Source organism: Halopseudomonas sp. Lyrl_26 (assembly GCF_051948695.1).
GTDB lineage: Bacteria > Pseudomonadota > Gammaproteobacteria > Pseudomonadales > Pseudomonadaceae > Halopseudomonas > Halopseudomonas formosensis.
In genome coordinates this window covers 64,570-83,504 of record NZ_JAYJLH010000002.1, presented here as the reverse complement: position 1 = coordinate 83,504, position 18,935 = coordinate 64,570, and the positions used below count along the sequence as shown (strand labels likewise).

General features: G+C 59.9%; 15 protein-coding genes and 1 tRNA gene. 6 read left to right on the top strand and 10 right to left on the bottom strand.

Features of this window, described 5'->3' with window-relative positions:
• Positions 1-14: 14 nt before the first annotated feature.
• Both xerC and VF673_RS03745 read left to right on the top strand, forming a co-directional pair.
• Positions 15-908: a tyrosine recombinase XerC gene (xerC, locus tag VF673_RS03750; protein WP_090538963.1), complete on the top strand. Its 894-nt coding sequence runs from the start codon at positions 15-17 to the stop codon at positions 906-908.
• A gap of 8 nt (positions 909-916) precedes the next feature.
• Positions 917-1,615 carry an HAD family hydrolase gene (locus VF673_RS03745; RefSeq protein ID WP_440290946.1) on the top strand — a complete coding sequence of 233 codons (699 nt, stop codon included), beginning with the start codon at positions 917-919 and terminating at the stop codon, positions 1,613-1,615.
• A gap of 85 nt (positions 1,616-1,700) precedes the next feature.
• Here VF673_RS03745 and VF673_RS03740 read toward each other — a convergent pair whose 3' ends face one another.
• The 4 genes from VF673_RS03740 to glnK all read right to left on the bottom strand — a co-directional run bounded on the left by VF673_RS03740 (position 1,701) and on the right by glnK (position 4,312).
• A complete protein-coding gene (locus tag VF673_RS03740) occupies positions 1,701-2,009 on the bottom strand; it encodes a transcriptional regulator SutA (RefSeq protein WP_440290945.1) in 309 nt (102 codons plus the stop codon).
• 97 nt (positions 2,010-2,106) lie between these two features.
• Complete coding sequence (locus VF673_RS03735; protein ID WP_440290944.1) at positions 2,107-2,562, bottom strand: hypothetical protein; 456 nt, start codon at positions 2,560-2,562, stop codon at positions 2,107-2,109.
• 117 nt (positions 2,563-2,679) lie between these two features.
• Entirely contained in the window at positions 2,680-3,924 is a 1,245-nt protein-coding gene (gene amt, locus VF673_RS03730; RefSeq protein WP_440290943.1) for an ammonium transporter, read from the bottom strand.
• Positions 3,925-3,973: 49 nt separating this feature from the next.
• Positions 3,974-4,312 (bottom strand): P-II family nitrogen regulator, encoded by a 339-nt coding sequence (gene glnK / locus VF673_RS03725; RefSeq protein WP_090538931.1) that lies wholly within the window; start codon positions 4,310-4,312, stop codon positions 3,974-3,976.
• A gap of 346 nt (positions 4,313-4,658) precedes the next feature.
• Here glnK and VF673_RS03720 point away from each other — a divergent pair, with 346 nt between their 5' ends.
• Positions 4,659-4,901 (top strand): accessory factor UbiK family protein, encoded by a 243-nt coding sequence (locus tag VF673_RS03720; protein WP_090538932.1) that lies wholly within the window; start codon positions 4,659-4,661, stop codon positions 4,899-4,901.
• 14 nt (positions 4,902-4,915) lie between these two features.
• Positions 4,916-6,424, top strand: coding sequence for a YifB family Mg chelatase-like AAA ATPase (locus VF673_RS03715; RefSeq protein ID WP_440290942.1), 1,509 nt, complete (start codon positions 4,916-4,918; stop codon positions 6,422-6,424).
• Here VF673_RS03715 and VF673_RS03710 read toward each other — a convergent pair.
• Positions 6,397-7,974 carry a putative bifunctional diguanylate cyclase/phosphodiesterase gene (locus VF673_RS03710; RefSeq protein ID WP_440291140.1) on the bottom strand — a complete coding sequence of 526 codons (1,578 nt, stop codon included), beginning with the start codon at positions 7,972-7,974 and terminating at the stop codon, positions 6,397-6,399. The genes VF673_RS03715 and VF673_RS03710 overlap by 28 nt on opposite strands.
• A 275-nt stretch (positions 7,975-8,249) precedes the next feature.
• Here VF673_RS03710 and rep point away from each other — a divergent pair, with 275 nt between their 5' ends.
• The gene (gene rep / locus VF673_RS03705) at positions 8,250-10,256 is read left to right on the top strand and encodes a DNA helicase Rep (protein ID WP_440290941.1); all 2,007 of its coding nucleotides are present in this window, start codon (positions 8,250-8,252) and stop codon (positions 10,254-10,256) included.
• A 111-nt stretch (positions 10,257-10,367) separates the two neighbouring features.
• Here rep and VF673_RS03700 read toward each other — a convergent pair whose 3' ends face one another.
• Positions 10,368-10,655 (bottom strand): c-type cytochrome, encoded by a 288-nt coding sequence (locus VF673_RS03700; RefSeq protein WP_440291139.1) that lies wholly within the window; start codon positions 10,653-10,655, stop codon positions 10,368-10,370.
• A gap of 354 nt (positions 10,656-11,009) precedes the next feature.
• Between VF673_RS03700 and VF673_RS03695 the strand changes: the two genes are divergently transcribed.
• Positions 11,010-11,086: transfer RNA gene (locus VF673_RS03695), tRNA-Arg, on the top strand.
• 325 nt (positions 11,087-11,411) lie between these two features.
• Here VF673_RS03695 and VF673_RS03690 read toward each other — a convergent pair.
• The 4 genes from VF673_RS03690 to VF673_RS03675 all read right to left on the bottom strand — a co-directional run bounded on the left by VF673_RS03690 (position 11,412) and on the right by VF673_RS03675 (position 18,934).
• Positions 11,412-12,341 carry a hypothetical protein gene (locus VF673_RS03690; protein ID WP_440290940.1) on the bottom strand — a complete coding sequence of 310 codons (930 nt, stop codon included), beginning with the start codon at positions 12,339-12,341 and terminating at the stop codon, positions 11,412-11,414.
• A 114-nt stretch (positions 12,342-12,455) separates the two neighbouring features.
• On the bottom strand, positions 12,456-14,540 hold the full coding sequence (brxL, locus tag VF673_RS03685; RefSeq protein ID WP_440290939.1) for a BREX system Lon protease-like protein BrxL: 2,085 nt from the start codon (positions 14,538-14,540) through the stop codon (positions 12,456-12,458).
• Positions 14,541-14,552: 12 nt separating this feature from the next.
• Positions 14,553-17,066 carry a BREX-1 system phosphatase PglZ type A gene (gene pglZ / locus VF673_RS03680; RefSeq protein WP_440290938.1) on the bottom strand — a complete coding sequence of 838 codons (2,514 nt, stop codon included), beginning with the start codon at positions 17,064-17,066 and terminating at the stop codon, positions 14,553-14,555.
• Positions 17,063-18,934 (bottom strand): DUF262 domain-containing protein, encoded by a 1,872-nt coding sequence (locus VF673_RS03675; protein ID WP_440290937.1) that lies wholly within the window; start codon positions 18,932-18,934, stop codon positions 17,063-17,065. The genes pglZ and VF673_RS03675 overlap by 4 nt, the downstream gene beginning before the upstream one ends.
• Between the last annotated feature and the right edge of the window lies 1 nt (position 18,935).

Genomic DNA, 18,935 nt, shown 5'->3' with positions numbered 1-18,935 from the left:
TGTCCACCGCTCCGCTGCAGCCGGCACTGGAGCGCTTTCTCGACCATCTGCGCAGCGAGCGCCGGCTGTCCGAGCATACCCTTGCTGCCTACCGGCGGGACCTTCTCAGCTGCTGCCGCTTTCTCCAGGAGCGGCAGATCGACGACTGGAACCGGGTGGACAACGCCCTGCTGCGCCAGTACATCGCCAGTCGGCACCAGAGCGGCCTGTCCGGACGCAGCCTGCAACGGGAGCTGAGCGCCATCCGCACCCTGTTCCAGTTCCTCATCCGCGAACGCTGCTGCCGCCACAACCCGGCGCTGGATCTGCGTGCCCCCAAGGTCGGCAAGCGCCTGCCGCGACTGCTGGATGTGGATCAGGCCAATCAGCTGCTCAGCCCGCCGGCGGAGGATGACTGGCTGGCGCTGCGCGACCACGCGATGCTGGAGCTGTTCTACTCTTCCGGCCTGCGCCTGGCCGAGCTGGCGGGCCTGGACCTGGCGCAGCTGGACCTGCGTCAGGGCGAGGTGCGGGTCATGGGCAAGGGCAGCCGGGCGCGCATTCTGCCGGTTGGTCGGCTGGCCCGCGAAGCCCTGCAACGCTGGCTGGCGGTGAGGCCGGAGACGCCGGGACCGGAGCACCCGGTGTTTGTCGGCCAGCAGGGTCGACGCCTGACCACCCGGGCCATCCAGCTGCGGGTCCGCCGCTACGGCATCGAGCAGCTCGGCCAGCATCTGCACCCGCACATGCTGCGCCACTCCTTCGCCAGTCACCTGCTGGAATCCTCCGGAGACCTGCGCGCCGTGCAGGAGCTGCTCGGCCACAGCGATATCAGCACCACCCAGGTGTACACTCATCTGAACTTCCAGCATCTGGCCGAGGTGTACGACAAGGCGCACCCCCGGGCCAGACGCCGCACCAAGGACTGATCCGCACCATGATCCAGCTGTTGACCTTCGATCTGGACAATACCCTGTGGGAAACCGAGCCGGTGGTGGCCGCCGCCGAGCAGACCCTGCTGGAGTGGCTGGACCGCCATGCGCCCCGTTTCACCCGACAGTTCGACGCGCAGGCGCGTCGCGCCCTGCGTGGAGAGGTGCTGGCGGTCAACCCCGAATTGCGTCACCGGGTAACCGCCCTGCGCATTGCGGTGCTGGAGCATGGTCTGCGCAAGGCCGGCTACAGCCCGGAGCAGGCCGGCGAACTGGCCCTGGCCGGGTTCGAGGTGTTCCTCGAGGCGCGCCATGCACTGACCTTCTTTCCCCACTGCGAGCCCCTGCTGGAAGAGCTGGCCCGGCACTACCAGCTGGCGACCATTTCCAACGGCAATGCCGATGTACGGCGGCTGGGGCTGGAAAAGTACTTCCGGGTGATAGTGTCAGCGGATGAGGTGGGTCTGAGCAAACCCGACCCTGCCCCCTTCCTTGCCGCCCTGGAGCGCGCCGGCGTGGAGCCGTCCCAGGCGCTGCATATCGGTGACCATCCGGTGGATGACGTTGCCGGGGCACGGGCGGTCGGCCTGCATACGCTGTGGTTCAACCGGCTCGGGGTGGAATGGACCGGGGCGGAGCCCGCCCATGGTGAAGTGCGCTGCCTGAGCGAGATACCCGACTGGCTGAAAGCCTATCAGGGCTGATGCGGGTCACTCTGCGGAGCAGCGGCCGGACTCCCTGCCGGCCGTTGAGGAGGGGCAGCCAGCGCTGCCGCTCCCTGCTCTGAGCTCAGATAGGACGACTGCCGTACTTGCCCTCCGGCTTCTTCGGCGGATCGGCCAGCGCATTGTTGTCGACCTGCTGGACCTTCCCGCCGCGGGCAAGAAACTCCTCCATCTGCCGGGCGAGCATCTCCCGCTCCCGCTGCTTGGCCTCCAGTGAAATCCCTTCCAGGAGGTCCTCCTGGGCAGCAGCCTTCTTGCGGGGTTTCACCGCCGGTTCATCTTCAACCTCCATCTCATCGACTTCATCGACACTGCTGTTGTCGAGGTCGTCTTCCGGCAGGTCATCATCATCTTCGATATCGTCTTCGCTCATACGAGTCCTCCGCGTAAAACTCGGGCTATATATAGCGCAACAGAGCGATTTGAAAAGAGGTAGCGAAGGATTTTTTTATCCCCGGCCCGGGGGCCGATCAAAGTTCGTTCAAACGCCCGGCCTGTTCCGCCAGACGCCGGGTGGCGCCCTCCTCCAGAGTGAGCATGTTGTCCATCAGCTCCTCCGCGGCGGGAATGGGCGCGCGCCCCTTCATCGAGGTGTAGACCTCGATCAGCTGACCATGCAGTTCGAAGACCCGCGCACTGATCTGCTCCGCATCCATGCCGTCGAAATGCAGCACCCAGCGCGAGTTGGGCGGCACATCCTCGCCGATATGTTCGTACAGCCAGGTCCGGCTGGCGGCTTCGGCAGCCTGTTCCCGGTAGCGCCTCACGGTGGCAGCCAGCTCGCGCTCGTGCCCGGCTATGTACTCCATCAGCCAGCGGGTGCGCTGATCGGTTTCCGGGGTCATGGCCTCTTCGAGCCGGTCGGCAATGATCGAGTGCAGGTCGCCGGTCCACTGCAGCAGGTAGTCGTAGGTTTCGGTCTGCATCGGTGTCTCCCTGTGGATGGGTGGATGCAATCTTGGACTGCCGCTTGCCGGGCAAGTTTGGTATTTCCGCAAATGCAAAGGGCGCCCGAGGGCGCCCTTCGTTACCGCAACCGCGGATCACTTCTTGAGGGTGAACTCGGGGTAGGCTTCCAGTCCACACTCGGCGGAATCCACACCCAGGTACTCCTCCTCGGCGGAGACGCGGATGCCGATGATCAGCTTGATGATGCCCCACACCAGCAGACTGGCGAGGAAGATCCAGCCGAAGATGGCCAGCACACCGATCAGCTGCGAGCTGAAGGCGGCCTCGGCATTGGTCAGCGGCACGGCCAGCACACCCCAGATACCGGCGGAACCGTGGGCGGAGATGGCACCAGCCGGATCGTCGATCTTCAGGCGGTCCAGACCCAGCACGCTGAGCACCACGATGATGCCACCCACACCACCGATGAGCACTGCGCTCAGGGCGGACGGCGACAGCGGGTCAGCGGTGATGGAGACCAGGCCGGCCAGGGCGCCGTTGAGCACCATGGTCAGATCGGTCTTGCCGAACAGGACCCGGGCCGTGGCCATCGCAGCCAGCAGACCACCGGCGGCAGCCAGGTTGGTGTTGACCATGACCTGGGCAACGTTGTTGGCCGAAGCCACGTCGGAGATCTTCAGCTCGGAGCCACCGTTGAAACCGAACCAGCCCATCCACAGGATGAAGATACCCAGGGTGGACAGCGGCAGGTTGCTGCCGGGGATGGCATTGATCTGACCGTTGGCACCGTACTTGCCCTGACGCGGACCGAGCAGCAGTACACCAGCCAGAGCGGCAGCAGCACCGGCCATGTGGACGATACCGGAACCGGCGTAGTCGGAGTAGCCCAGCTCGCTCAGCCAGCCGCCACCCCAGCTCCAGGCACCCTGGATCGGGTAGATGAAGCCGGTCATGATCACCGCAAAGCCGAGGAAGGCCCACAGCTTCATGCGCTCGGCCACCGCACCGGAGACGATCGACATGCAGGCACCGGCGAAGACGATCTGGAAGAAGAAGTCGGCACGGGCGGAGTAGTAGGGCGCATCATCCCCACCGGCAGTGACGTCAGCCAGCGTGTTCTCGCTGCCGATCAGCATTCCCAGGCTCGGGAATATCGCACCGTCGGAGGAGTACATGATGTAGTAGCCCACCAGCAGGTACATGATCGAGGCAATGCCGAACAGGGCGATGTTCTTGGCGAGAATTTCAGTAGTGCTCTTGGTGCGGACCAGGCCGGCTTCGAGCATGGCAAAACCGCATGCCATCCACATTACCAGCACGGCGCACACGAGAAAGTAGAACGTATCAAGCGCGTACTTGATCTGTACGATATCTTCCATAACTAAGCCCCCCAGTTAGGCTTGTTACAACATGAGATGAAACGAGGCGTCAGATGGCGTCAGTGCCGGTCTCACCTGTTCGGATACGGATGGCCTGCTCCAGCGACACGACGAAGATCTTGCCGTCGCCGATCTTGCCGGTATTGGCCGCCTTGCTGATGGCTTCGATGACACGGTCAAGCATGTCGTCGCCGATCGCCACCTCGAGTTTTACCTTGGGCAGGAAATCCACCACGTACTCGGCACCGCGGTACAGCTCGGTGTGCCCTTTCTGCCGGCCGAATCCCTTGACCTCGGTCACGGTGATCCCCTGAACGCCTATTTCGGAGAGGGCTTCCCGAACGTCGTCCAGCTTGAATGGCTTGATAACAGCCGTTACTAATTTCATCGATTTACTCCCGTTTGATGGACTGCCCTGGGGGACAGGACAAGTCTATGCCGAGTTAAAGCCTTTTAAAATCGGACTTTGCATTCGAGACATAGCAGAAACCCTGCCAACTTTGTTTTTTCCTTCAAAAACAGCGGGATATGACGAAACGCGAGCTGACCGCCCGTCCTCTGCTCCACAATGGCGCACCATATCGGTGCATAGCCTCAAGCGGGCTGCGCCAGTAACGTGCACTGGCGCACCGTTTTTTGCGACCGCACCGTTTTGGGCGCCACCGGCTGCAGTGGTAGACTGGCCTCCTTTACCGGCTCTGCCGGGCCCACCGGTCAACGGAAGTGGAAAGCCCATGTTGCACAAGGTTCTGATGGATACCGTCGGCAGTCAGGCTGCCCGATTGCTCAGCAGCGAGCACGGCCTGCCCGTGGCGGATGTGGAAAAACAGCTCAAGGCCATGCTGCAGAGTGCGCTCTCCCGCCTGGATGTCGTCAGTCGCGAGGAATTCGAGACCCAGCAGACAGTACTGCTGCGCACCCGCGAACGTCTGGAAGCACTGGAGAAACGCGTAGCCGAGCTGGAAAGCCGCCCCTGATCAAGGAGTGATTAATGTCCCTGGCGATTGTTCACAGTCGCGCAAAACTGGGAATTCAGGCACCACCAGTCACTGTTGAAGTCCACCTGGCCAATGGCATGCCCAGTCTCACTCTGGTCGGCATGCCGGAGACCGCAGTACGTGAGAGCAAGGATAGGGTCCGCAGCGCGTTGCAGAACGCCCGCCTCGACTTTCCCAGCCTCAAGCGCATCACCATCAACCTCGCCCCAGCCGATCTGCCCAAGGAAGGCGGCCGCTTCGACCTGGCCATCGCCCTCGGCCTGCTGATGGCCAGCAACCAGATCCCCGCCGACAGCCTGCAGCATTGCGAAGCCCTCGGCGAGCTGGCCCTGTCCGGGGAGCTGCGCCCGGTGCAGGGCGTACTGCCCGCCGCCCTGGCCTGTCGAGACCAGCAGCGCACCCTGCTGGTGCCCAGGGCCAACGCCGCCGAAGCCGCCCTGGTGCCCGGGGTGCGCGTCATCGCCGCCGATCACCTGCTCGAGCTGTGCGAACACCTGCGCGGCGAGCGGGAACTGCCGCCGGTGCAGTCCGGTGCCGGCTTCTCCGAGCCGGCACCGGTAGCGGACCTGGCCGAGGTACAGGGCCAGGCCCAGGCCAAACGGGCCCTGATAGTCGCGGCGGCGGGCAGCCACAACCTGCTGCTGTTCGGCCCGCCCGGCACCGGCAAGACCCTGCTGGCCAGCCGCCTGCCCGGCATCCTGCCGCCGCTGGACGAGCAGCAGGCGCTGGAGGTAGCAGCCATACAGTCCGTCTGTGGCAATACCGACCTCGACCGCTGGCCGGCCCGCCCCTTCCGTTCGCCCCATCATGGGGCATCCGCTGCGGCACTGGTCGGCGGTGGCAGCTACCCGCGCCCCGGCGAGATCAGCCAGGCCCACCATGGGGTGCTCTTTCTCGACGAACTGCCGGAATTCGATCGCAAGGTGCTGGAGATGCTGCGCGAACCGCTGGAGTCGGGGATGATCCATGTGGCCAGGGCCCGGGAACAACTGACCTTCCCCGCCCGCTTCCAGCTGATTGCCGCCATGAACCCCTGTCCCTGCGGCTATCAGGGTGACCCTTCCGGTCGCTGCCAGTGCACGCCAGAGCAGGTCCAGCGCTACCGGGGCAAGCTGTCCGGGCCGCTGCTGGACCGTATCGACCTGCATCTGGGCATGCACAACGAGCCCTTCAGTCTCTCCTCAGGCGAGCCCGGCCGGCCCGACAGCCGGGAAGCCGCCGCCCGGGTCAGCGCCGCACGGGATATCCAGCTGCGGCGCCAGGACTGTCTCAATGCGCATCTGGAGTTGAGCGGGGTCAGTCAGCACTGCCGTCTGGATTCCGAGGATGAGCGCTGGTTGGAACGGGCGGCAGAACGCCTTGGTCTGTCCCGGCGCGCCACCCATCGGGCGCTGAAGGTGGCCCGCACCCTGGCGGATCTGGAACAGAAAAAGAACATCGGCCGGGAGCAGCTGGCCGAGGCGCTGCAGTACCGTCAGCTGGATCGGCAGCCGGCCAGCTGAGTCACCCGCTTGGTCGAGGGCGCTTTCAGGGCGCCCTCGCGCCCCATGCTGTATGCATCGATGAAGTAGCACAGCTCGATGAAAGGCAGCGCCGGACTGATGAAGAAGCCCTGGATCTGATCACAGCCCAGTTCACGCAGAATCTCCATCTGCGCCCGCTGCTCAACCCCCTCGGCGACCACCTCCAGCCCCAGGCTGTGGCCCATCTCGATCATGGCCGCGACCAGCTTGCGATCCGCCGGGGAATCGACAATGCCGCGCACGAAGCTGCGATCGAGCTTGAGCAGCTTGATCGGCAGGCTGTGCAGATGGACGAAGGAGGAAAACCCGGTACCGAAGTCGTCCAGGGAGAAACGCAGCCCCAGATCGGTCATACCGGTCATGGCCTGCTGCACCTGCTCGGGCTGCTGCATGACCGCCGTCTCGGTGAGCTCGAACTCGAGCATCTTCGGCCCCACGCCGGTCTTCTCGATGAGCCGCTGCACCGTGGGCAGCAGGCGGCTGTCGAGGAACTGCCTGAAGGACACGTTGACCGCCACGTTGAGCGCCATGCCGCGGCGCTGCAGGGTACGCAGATCATGACAGGCCCGGGCGATCACCCAGTAACCCATGGGAATGATCAGGCCGGTTTCCTCGGCCAGCGGAATGAACTCGTTCGGCGCCAGCAGCCCGCGTACGGGATGCCGCCAGCGGATCAGGCCTTCGACCCCGACGATCTTGCCGCTGCGCAGGTCGACCCGGGGCTGATAATGCAGTTCCAGTTCGTTGCTGCGCAGGGCATCCCGCAGCTGGGTCTCGAACTCGATCTGGGTTGCCGCCTGATGATTGATGCGCTCGTCGTAGAAGTGGTAACTGCAACCGGGCTGCAGCTTGGCCTGCTGCACCGCAACGCTGGCGTGCAGCAGCAGACTGTCTACCGACACACCGCCCTCGGGGTAGGTGGCAATGCCGATGCTGCATCCCAGCAGGGTGCTGTCGGTACCGGTGCCGAAGGGTTCGCTGAGGGTGGTGACTATCTTCTTCACCACGTGCATCAGGTTGGCGGCGTTACCGTATTCCTCGACGATCACCGCAAACTCGTCGCTGCCGATGCGACCCACCGTATCGGTGGAGCGCAGCACACCCCGCAGACGGTCGGCCACCTGGCGGATGATGGCATCCCCGGCGGCGTGGCCGAGGGAATCGTTGACGTGGCTGAAGTTGTCCAGATCCAGCACCAGCACCGCCAGCGGCTGGTTGGCGCGCAGCGCGCGCTGCATGCCGTGCTTGAGTCGGTCCTGCAGCATCTGGCGGTTGCTGCAACCGGTCAGGGGATCGTCCGTCGCAGCCCGGGCCAGTGCATTGAGCATCTCGTGGCGGTCACGGGCGTAGCGCAGGCAACGCAGCAATTCTGCAACGCTGGCATGGCGATAGATGCTGTCCACCCCCGCCACCGGCTGCACACCGCCTTCCGGTTGCCTTGCCAGATTGACCACGGGCACGGTGCACAGATCCGGCACCGGCTGGAATACCTCATCAAAGAGCACCAGCGTGTCCGGTTCGGTGGCCATCGACAGTGCCTGCGGCCAGTCTGAGGCAATCAATACCTCAGCAGCGCCGGTGAGCCGCAAACGGTCAACCAGGCCGTCAGCCGCACCGTTCGCATCCAGCAGCACAATCCGTTGCAATGGTCTGTCGATAAACAATCTCTCTCCTCGGCTCGGACATGATCAGATGTCCGAGTTTGTGCAGGTTAGCGCCTGCCGGATCCCCTGTCGAGGCATCAGGCGCAGCGCAGAGAATACCCTATGCTAGAATTGCGCGCCTACCCTTGCTCGAGGTCAACGTGTCGCAACTCAACCCCCGTCAACAGGAAGCAGTGCGCTACATCAGCGGCCCCCTGCTCGTGCTGGCCGGCGCCGGTAGCGGCAAGACCAGTGTCATCACCCGCAAGATCGCCTATCTGGTCAAGGAGTGCGGCATCCGTGCCCAGTACATCGTCGCTGTGACCTTCACCAACAAGGCCGCCCGGGAGATGAAGGAGCGCGTCGGCATGCTGCTGCGCGGCGCCGAAGGCCGGGGCCTGACCGTCTCCACCTTCCACAATCTGGGCCTGAACATCATCCGCAAGGAGCACAAGCGCCTGGGCTACAAACCCGGATTCTCCATCTTCGACCAGCGCGATGCCGAGGCCCTGATTGCCGACCTGATGCACAAGGACTACGGCGGTGACGACGGTGTCGAGGGCATCCAGGCGCAGATCTCGTCCTGGAAGAACGACCTGATCACCCCCGAGGAAGCACTGCAGCAGGCCAAAACGCCCCAGCAGCAGACCGCCGCCAGCGTCTACATGCACTACAACCGCACGCTCAAGGCGTACAACGCGGTGGACTTCGATGACCTGATTCTGATCCCGGTGCTGCTGTTCCGGGATCACCCGGATGTGTTGGAAAAGTGGCAATTCCGCATCCGCTACATGCTGGTCGACGAGTACCAGGACACCAACGCCAGCCAGTACCTGCTGGTGAAGATGCTGGTGGGCAACCAGGCGCGCTTCACCGTGGTCGGTGATGACGACCAGTCGATCTACGCCTGGCGTGGCGCCCGCCCGGAAAACCTGGTGCAGCTCAAAGAGGACTTTCCCAACCTCAAGGTCGTCATGCTGGAGCAGAACTACCGCTCCACCAGCCGCATCCTCAAGGCGGCCAATACCCTGATCGCCAACAACCCCCACGTGTTCGAGAAACAGCTGTGGAGTGAACTGGGTTATGGCGATCCGATCCGGGTGATCCGCTGCCGCAACGAGGATGCCGAAGCCGAACGGGTGGCCACCGATATCCAGATGCTGCACCTGAAACAGGGCATCGCCTGGAAGAACTTCGCCATCCTCTATCGGGGCAACCACCAGGCCAGGCTCATCGAGCTCAAGCTGCAGCACCACCAGATTCCCTACCACCTGTCCGGCGGCACCAGCTTCTTCAGCCGGCAGGAGGTCAAGGATCTGATGTCCTACTTCCGCCTGCTGGTCAATCCGGATGACGACAACGCCCTGCTGCGGGTGATCAACGTGCCGCGTCGGGAGATAGGCCCGGCCACCCTGGAAAAACTCGGCACCTATGCCAACCAGCGCGGCGTCAGCCTGATCACCGCCTGCGGCGAGATGGGACTGGCCGAACACATGGAGCCGCGCTACCTTGAGCGCCTGCAACGCTTCGCCCGCTGGCTCGAGGGCGTGCGCCAGCAATGCATGCAGGGCGACGCCATCGCCGCCCTGCGCGACATGGTCAGCGACCTGGACTACGAGAACTGGATCCGCCAGAACTGCTCCAGCGACGAGATCGCCGCCAAGCGCATGGGCAACGTCTGGTTCCTGCTCGACTCGCTCAAGGCCACTATGGACAGGGACGAAACCGGCGAGACCACCTTCGAGGACGCCATCGCCAAACTGGTGCTGCGCGACATGCTCGAGCGCCAGGAAGAGGAAGAGGACGCCGACCGGGTGCAGCTGATGACCATGCACGCCTCAAAGGGCCTGGAATACCCCCACGTCTATGTCATGGGCATGGAGGAAGAGATACTGCCCCACCGCTCCAGCATCGAGGCCGACACCGTGGACGAGGAACGCCGTCTGGCCTACGTCGCCATCACCCGGGCCAAGCGCAACCTCACCTTCACCTTCGCCGCCCGCCGCCGCCAGTTCGGCGAAATCATCGACTGCCTGCCCAGCCGCTTCCTCGACGAACTACCCCAGGAAGACCTCGAGTGGGAAGGTACCGAAGACGTCCCCGTCGAACAGAAACAGGCCCGCGGCAACAGCGCCCTGGCCGACATCCGCAGCCTCCTCGGCCGTTAACCCCAATCCAGCCGCCACCACACTCCCTCCCCCCTCGCGGGAGAGAGCCGGGGAGAGGGGGAAACAAAAAAGCCGCCCAATCAGGCGGCTTCTTCATCACTGCAACACAACTCAGTTGAGGGACAGAATCCACTCAGCCAGCTGGGCAGCTTCCTCGTCGTTGACAGCGTTCGGCGGCATCGGGATCGGACCCCAGTTACCGGTGGAGCCATTCTTGATGCTGCTGGCAATGTGTGCAGCATCACCGGCATACTTGGCAGCCACTTCTTTCATGGCCGGGCCGACAACCTTGTTGTCAACGCTGTGGCAGGCTACGCAGGCCTTGGCAGAGAACAGCGCCTCGCCCGGATTGCCACCAGCCGCCTCACCCGCAGCCTCACCAGCCGGAGCAGCAGCCACGGCCTCAGCGCAGGGGTCACCCGCCACACAGACGGTACCGTAGGGCTTGATACGCTCGGCAATCGCCTCATCGGTGGTCGCCTGGGCGCTGCCAGCGAACAGGGCAAGCACGGCCGCAGAAGCAGCCAGAATATTCTTCGCAATCGTCACTTATCCATCCTCATCATGGCTATCGGTATGCGCCCAAGTACAGTGCCCGGACAATTGCGCGAGTATACTGCGAAACCCGCATACGGCAAAACTGCAAGCTCATTCAGCGACAAGGCGTCGCACCCCGGATGCGCCTTCAATACACCCAGGCGGTATCGAAAGCATGGACGAAAGGCCATTCAATAGGTATCATGCCGCGCTTACGCACCCGTAGCTCAGCTGGATAGAGTACTGCCCTCCGAAGGCAGGGGTCACAGGTTCAAATCCTGTCGGGTGCGCCATTTCCCTTTAGAATCAACAGATTACCTTCGCATCAGCTCGCTTTTCTTGTGCCCAATTCAGTGGTCAATGAAAAAAGTACTCACTTTCTCTTTCTTATCAGGACATTCCTCGTGACACCTGCCCTCGGCTGATAAAAATCAGCTGAAAATGCTCTGTGTCCAAAATGTGTCCATTCTGTGGCCACGTACTTTTATGTCTTCCCCCGGCCTCAGCGATTTTGAGTACCGCCCTAAAATCATGAAGTGACAAGCCAGAAGGCGGATTCTTAGAAACGGGAAAGCTCAAATCTCGCGCAGGTGGAGCTCAACCAAGCCCCCACGATCTTCAGAAGCGCCAGCTTTGGCGGAGCCAGTCCAGCCTCTGTTGCAGCATAGGAATCGCCTTGCGGTACCAGAACTCTCCAGATACCAGACCGCCACTCATTCCTCCCCGCGCCAGATAAGGCACTTGATGATCATCCACCGGCGTCAACTTGGACCCAGTCATTGCTGTATAGGCGCCATGAAGGATATCTGCCAAATCATCCTCTGTGGCCGGTAGAGTGGTATGCGACAACGTGCGACGCAGCTCTAGCCAGAGAAAGGGATCCCCCCTAAGCCCCCATTGCTCTGGCACTGGATCAAACAGGTCGGAGACGACTGCCCAAGGTGCCATCAAAGCATCCGAACCTGGTCGTTGAAGGATCCCCTCCAAAGCAGGCATGAAGCAGTCCAGCCAGAACTCGGCAGTAGTCGTGAAGCTTAAATTTGTACCTATATGGAATTCATGGCGTTGCCGGGACTCCAGCTCAAGCCCTGTGAGGGCTCGCAACGCAATCATCACACGCTGCGGCGCCTCTGCAGGCGAGGAGTCAGCAAGTTCAAGACTAAACATTTCAACCAAGCGGTCGCAGATAACCTGGTTACCATCATAGCTGCCGAACATTGACGACTGCTCCACCAACAGCCTACGAATCAGCCGAGCCAGGGAGAAAGGGCGTGGCCTCAAGAGATAGACCAAGTCCATTCGATGCGGGTGCCTATTCAGAGCGACCTGCTGTGCGGTTTGCCCGTTGGTATTGAGAAGGCTCCGATTAGCACCCAACATCAGCAGCTCACCGATAACCGCCGGGGTTGCACCATGCCATGCGGCTTGGTGCAGAGGGGTGAAGCTGTGACCAGTGCTGGCTTCGTTAATACCCTCAGGTGATTCACGAAGCAGTTCCAACAGTTCAGCCCACCGACCCTCGAAGGCCAGCTTCGTAACGTGGCTCATGTATATCTCCTTTATAGAGGAAGTTAGCTCCAAATTGAGTTGGCTGACGAGGCGCCAAATTATCTAAGGAACACCCCCTTCACTGGGTCATTACAGCTCGGCGCGCTGTGCCATCTACTGCCGCACAAACGTCACACTAAATTCTTTGCACTGGCGGTATTGCTGAAGCCGATTTTGAAAGCTAAACGCATCGTTCAACTCAAATCGCTGAAAAATATCCAACCCCCGCCCCAAGACGATTTTCCACCCGGTGTCCGTTGTAATGTCACGGTCATGCTTGGTGCCGGTGGTGTCATACGCCCAGGTGAACTGAATACCCACCCCAGCGCAGGCATCTGCAATCTTCTGCAGACTTTCGGTCTGTCGATCGCCGTTTAACTCATCCTCCACGGTGACGACATGAACGGCCACTTCCTCACCGGACGCCAGCTGTTTGCTAATTGTTTCCATCAACTCCATGAGGTTGCGCAGTTGATGGAACATCCGCAGGTACGGATCAATAACGATGATCCGCTTAGCTCCCTTTAGGTAGGGTCCAAACAGCTTATCGAAGGTGACACCGCGCTGGTTCTCCTGAATAACCAGATGCTGAGGCTTCAGCTCCGGCTCTTTGCTCTCCGAGACAGCAGGCTGTTGAATGGGCTGAGGATTGGCCGCATCGCTAACCGGCTCGCTAGGAGCGACATTAGCCGTATTCAACAGATCTGACTCCGAGACTTCACTCGCCACTCGCCGATGGTACTGGTTCGGGTACTCCCCTTCCTCCAGAGTGCTGACAAGCTTCTCTACGCCGTCTTTTCCTTGATAGGCAAAACGCACAGCTGGGTAGGTGGCATCTATGCGCAGCAGCTGGTCCTTGACCCGCTTACGCCCTTCGATAGCGCAGCGCAGCACATCCTCGACCTCCGATTCAGTCGCATCACCATGAGGGAAGAGGATCTTCATCAAGCCGGAGAAAGTCTTGTTGATACCGTCACGATCACGCGTGGATATTTCATCCGACAACGTGAACAGACCTTTGTAGCGATCCGAGAAGTCATGGCTGCGCAGTGAACGGAGGATCTCGGCCAGATAATCGACGACAAAGCCATAGCCACTGGAGAACATTTCCCCACGGATCACGTCCACCTCCCAGCCCGGAATGTAGCTGTGCAGGCGATCGAGGAAGGCCGAGTCATGGAATTTCTCCGGCAATGGATCAAACAGGTCGCTGTGCTTGAGCATGTACGGCACAGTGTGATCGGTGTTGCCCACGAACACCATGCTGGCCTCGGCCCCAAGGGTTTCCACACCCCGCGAGAACGACTTGTTGGCCATGTAGTTCTTCATGATGTCGACCAGCGCCTTGTCCACCCGCTTCTGCTTGCCGGCGAATTCATCGAAGGCCACCACATCCCAATAACCCACCAGGCCGAGCTTGCCCGTACCGTTGTGGACGAACAATTTGGGCACCGTCACCTCGCCACCGGAAATCAGGATGCCGTGCGGAGAAAACTCAGAGTAGACGTGCGACTTGCCGGTGCCTTTCGGCCCCAGCTCGATCAGGTTGTAGTTCCGCTCGCAGAAAGGTATCAGACGGATCAGCTGCAAGAGTTTATTGCGCTTGCCGAACATCTGTGGATTGAAGCCGATGCTCTGAATAAGCAGATCAATCCACTCGTCCGTAGTGAACTGCTTGCGGCACTCCAGATAGCCGTCGAAATCAAAACGGGAGATCTGGATAGGCTTGAGCGACGCCAGCACCCAGGGAGAGGCAGATTTGTCTTCGGTGTAGTCGTACTCCAGGTCAGCGATGCACCATACCCCGCCGACCAACAGCTTCTGATGTGCCTTGACCGTGCTGGAGTCGATCAGCACCTTTTTTATCCCGAGGTTGGCGAATTCAGCCTCGTACACATCGTCCTTGTCGTTGAGAGAAACACTTATCCGGTCAATGACCTTGTGGCGCCCTTTCTCCTTGATGGTCGAACGTACCAGTCCCGCTTCATTGCGGTGCACATAGTGCTTGCGCAGAATTTCCTTGACCGTCTCGATGCCGGTTTGAATCGTCGACTCGTCATTCGTTGCGCAGTACTGGCCCAGCAGGTACTCCAGCACGTAGGACGGCACGATGGCGTTGCCCTTCACCGCTTTGACCAGGTCCTTGCGAACGACTAAGCCCGCGAAATACTGGTTGATCTTGTCATTGAGCTGGCTCATGAGGGCTCCTGCTTAAAAATCGAATTCACTGGTGAACGAACGACGAATCGTATACCGAGCGGCCTTGTACTGGGTGAAATGCGAGGTGCCTTCAACCTGCTCTTCGAGTCGCAACTCAACCTGCTGGTTGTTTGCTTCATCGGCTTTTCTGCTGAGGATGAAGCGCACCGCCAGCTCGCGCTCACGCGGGTTATCGGACGCGAAATCGAACGTCAATTCATGCGAGTCGGAGATCAGCTCCCCGTCCAGGGTATACAGGCCTGCACGCAAGCGGCGAGCTTGTTTCTTCTCGGTGACCGCCTCGGACTGATACAGCACAACGGCCAACTGGCCGGTGGTGATGCTTCTGCTCCCGCCACCGATGAACTCGACGTCGACACTGCCTACATCGCTTTGCCGCTTTTTGTTGATACGCACAACCGGGATCACCACTTCTTGCAACGTGGCTCCGCCATGTACGAACCGGCTGCCAGAACCTTTGAGACGCAAGCGATTGATCGACTTAGGGATCTGCACATCCAGCGATCCTTCAAGTCCCAGCTGTTCAGGGGTGAAGGTTCGGAAACCTGCCTGGCTGCGCAGACCGCGCCCCAGGACGAAACGCCGGTCCCGATAGAGTACCTCGTCGCCTTCCGGCACGTTGCTGAGAAAATCGCTCTCCTCCAGCGGTCGGTGCTGGTAGATGAAGCCATGATCTGCGGTGACTAACAGGTTGCTGGCATTGGCATTGGTCAGTTTCTTTATTAGCCGGACCAGCTCGGCCAATGTCTCTTCTGCCGCAGCAAATACCCGTTCCTCGGTATCTCGCGTGTCGCCAGTCTTATCGATCAGGTTGTGGTAGACGTAAACCACATCGTTATCACGCAGCAGCGCTCGCGAATCCACCTGGTTCATAGCCAGCAGGTCCTTGGCCAAAACAACAGCAGAACTCGGCACCGCAGCAGCAAGGATCTTGCCGCGATTAGTCGAGCCCTGGGCGCTCTGACCATCCACTATTGCATCGCCGCTATCGTTTTCAGCCAGCTGCAGTGCCTGGTTAGGTAGCAGTGCGGCCATACCCAGCTGTGTGTAGCTCGGCAACATGGAAAGCGCCGGTTCCAGCTCGGCCTCAAAGCGGTCTTCACGGCGAATCAGGCTCTGCAGCTCTTCACCTACCTCATAACGGAAAGCATCCGAGATCAGTACGCAGACCTTGGTCTTGCGCTCCAGGAAAGGCTTGACGCAGCGGCTGAAGAAATTCCGCTGCAGCATGATCGGAGCTGCCGTCCAGCTTGTTGCAGAGTCCACAAACTGCTGCCAACGATCATTAAGGCGCGCCAGATAGTTGTTGGTGTACTGGTTTTCGATCTGGGCGCTGAGCTCCTCCAGCAAGGAGGCCTGGCCAGACTTGCGCGCATGATAGACGAACTTGCGATACAGCTGATCCAGCCGATACCAGCTCTTCGCGTACTTCTCAACGCCATCGGCCAAGGAGGTCATTTCCAGCTTGGCAGCATCCAGCGTCTGCAGGAACTGCGCAGCATGATCCAGCGCCAGATACACATCCTCGAAATGGCTGAACCAATGGCTCTGGCGCCGTTGACGCACAGATTGCTCGACATCGGCAGCAGTCGCCGTTCGGGCAACAGTCGCGCGAACCAGCTCACTGAGGATCTTGCGGTCGATCAGCTCAAAGTAATCAAGATCAAGGAGGGCTCGATAATCAAGCTTATGCAGCTTGTCACCAATCTGTAGTACCTCTGCACACTGCGCAGAGAGCAGTTCGAAGCTGCTCTCATGCGAACGACTGTCCTTCCAGCGCCGGAGAAAGACTAAGGACTCCCCGGACAAACGTGCCTTGTACTCAGGATCCGTGCCCATCATGAAGCAGGCCTTGAACAGCTCGATCACGAAATCGTGCAGTCCCGGCTGGTCCGACACATAGCCGTAAGCGCGCTTCATCTGCTCCCAGAGGAAGCTATCCAGGCCACTTGTTTCAATAAGCTTGATGCGTGTGACTTCCGCATTGGCGAGCTCAGCCAGCAACTCCTCAACAATCACATCCAGTCGCGGCTCACCCTTTGCACCAGCACAAACTGCAAGCATCTTGAAGCGCAGCATACTGTGCGAGTCGCCCGGCTGCAGCAGCTTATGCAACTGCTCACGCCGCTTGGCCGCAGCAAAGAAGGCAGCATGCTCTTCCAATACCGGATAGCAGTCTGGCCCTAACTCTAGCTCGGCCAACCAAAGGGCAAGCTGGTCCGTGCGGAAGGTATTGCCGCTGGCCAGTTGTACATCAAGCAACCAGTTATCCAGATAGGCTGGCTCTGCACCCTCGCGATACAGCAGAAACTTCTGCTCGGGCTGCTCGCGCAGAATGCGGTACTTAACACCGAACTCGTTGTTGGCCAGCTCGATTTTCTCGACACCCGGCAGCTCTAGGGATTCGAAATCTGCACGGAACTCCAGACGGTTGTCGTACCAGAAGACAATACGCTGCTTCTCGAACAGGTTGGTCAGAGCCTGGTTAATCTTCGAGTTGCTCATACCACAGCCTCGGTTTCTTCCTCTTCATCCAATATTTCTTCAGACACTGGCTGTGGTCCACTGACCACCACATTGCTACGCAGGCGCTGTAGAAGGGCCTCACGCCGTGCATTGCAAAAAGCCTTAAAGTCCTCAAAACGCAGGCTGTCTCTCTCATCCAGCAGCAGATCAGCCGGTTTGATACCACAGCCCTTGTCGGCCAGCCATTCGATCAGCGGCATATCCTTCTTCGAGCGGTTCTGCGAGGCATTCAGCAGGTGCAGGTTGGCAATCGAGTTCCAATTGACTGGGTTCTGGTAGAACGCCATCAGCTCGGAGTCATTTTTAAGAAAGCCTTGCTTGGAGAGCTCTGCCTTGGTGAAGGCGCTTTGCGGATGCAAGTGATCGATGTCCAACTGCAGGTTTTCGTTGATTTCGGGGAACAACAAACTCAAGACCGAACGACACCGCGAGTCTCCATACTGGATATCGAGCAACCCTCTGAGGTACGCCTCGTCAAAGCGCAGATCCTTATTGGTCGCAGTGAAGGCTTCAATTATCTCGTCCAGAGGGAAGGCCTTCTTGCCAAGGTGCCTGTCCAGCAGGCGCTGCATTTTCGTGAGCACGCCATCGGCTTGACCGCCAAACACCCCACGCAGCAGCACCATGTGCAACCAGCGCGATAGCGCCAGGCGCTCATCGCGCAAATGGTTGATGTTGTTGATGCTCAGATAAAGGGGCTTGTCCTGGAATGACTGTCTGTACAGGTAAAAAGCCAACGGGATGACAGCATTCTTTGCTCTCAGCGAATGATCATTTAGCCCGAACAGACGCAACAGCTTGAAGGTTGCGACAATGCAGGATCGGATCTGCGACCATTGCGTCTGGATAACACTGACCTGATCAGCGTCGAAGTTCTTGACCTTAAACCGCACATCGGCACCGATCAGCATCAGGCAGGTCTTCAGAACCCAGTCTCGACCAATCGAAAACTGCATCTCTGAACTCTGCCTTACCTCCGCAATCAGCTCATCAATGTCCTTGCGTGCATCCCCCTGCCAATTGGCAATGGCGATGGACATTAATAGGTCGGAGAAAGCCAGTGGCGTACCACCGCTGTTGGTACGAATAAACACGTCAAGGACATGGTCGATATCCTGACTTTCCTCGTTGTAGTAGCGGATAATCTCCTCCCGGCGAACGAGGTGGTACAGACGATTCAACGTCTTAAGTGCAAACCTGTTGCTGGCCAGCCCGTGCTCCGTCAGGTAAGGCAGCACAACCTCCATCACGATCTCATCAGATCGCACATCGGGCAGTTCCAAAACCTTGCCCACCTCAAACCAAAACGAGGTGCTATCGCTCTTATAAGTTGCTACCTGTTTCTCGGTCAGAAACCGGAAGTCGTACTGAGCCATCGACTCGTTGTCGTCCGCTTCAACGCCCTTGCTCAGGTTGAGGTATAGCCGGCGCGGTGGGAGGACCTGATCGTTGCGCGCGTTGGGCCACCAGACTCGGGGCTGCTTATAAGCGTAGGTTCCTTTTAGGCCGATATAGATTGAGGTCAGGCGCTGCTGCCCATCTATAACCGCCTTGAAGTCTTTGAAGTCCCCCTGGGTCGGGACATAGTCGTTAGACTCCTTGAAGCGCTGGCAGTAGTCGGTCAGAAAGCTGTAAAAGCGGTATTTATTCTTGATCTCGGGGCTCGTCACATCCCACATCATGAACGTATTGATGGGATACTCCCGCATCAAGGAATCAAAGAGCGTACAGATCTGCTGCGTCGACCAGACAAAATTGCGCTGGATTGCCGGCAACAAAAACGTCCGGTCATCGATGTTACGTATTGCCTGGCGAATCGTGATCGCCTTTTCGAAGCTACCTGGCATA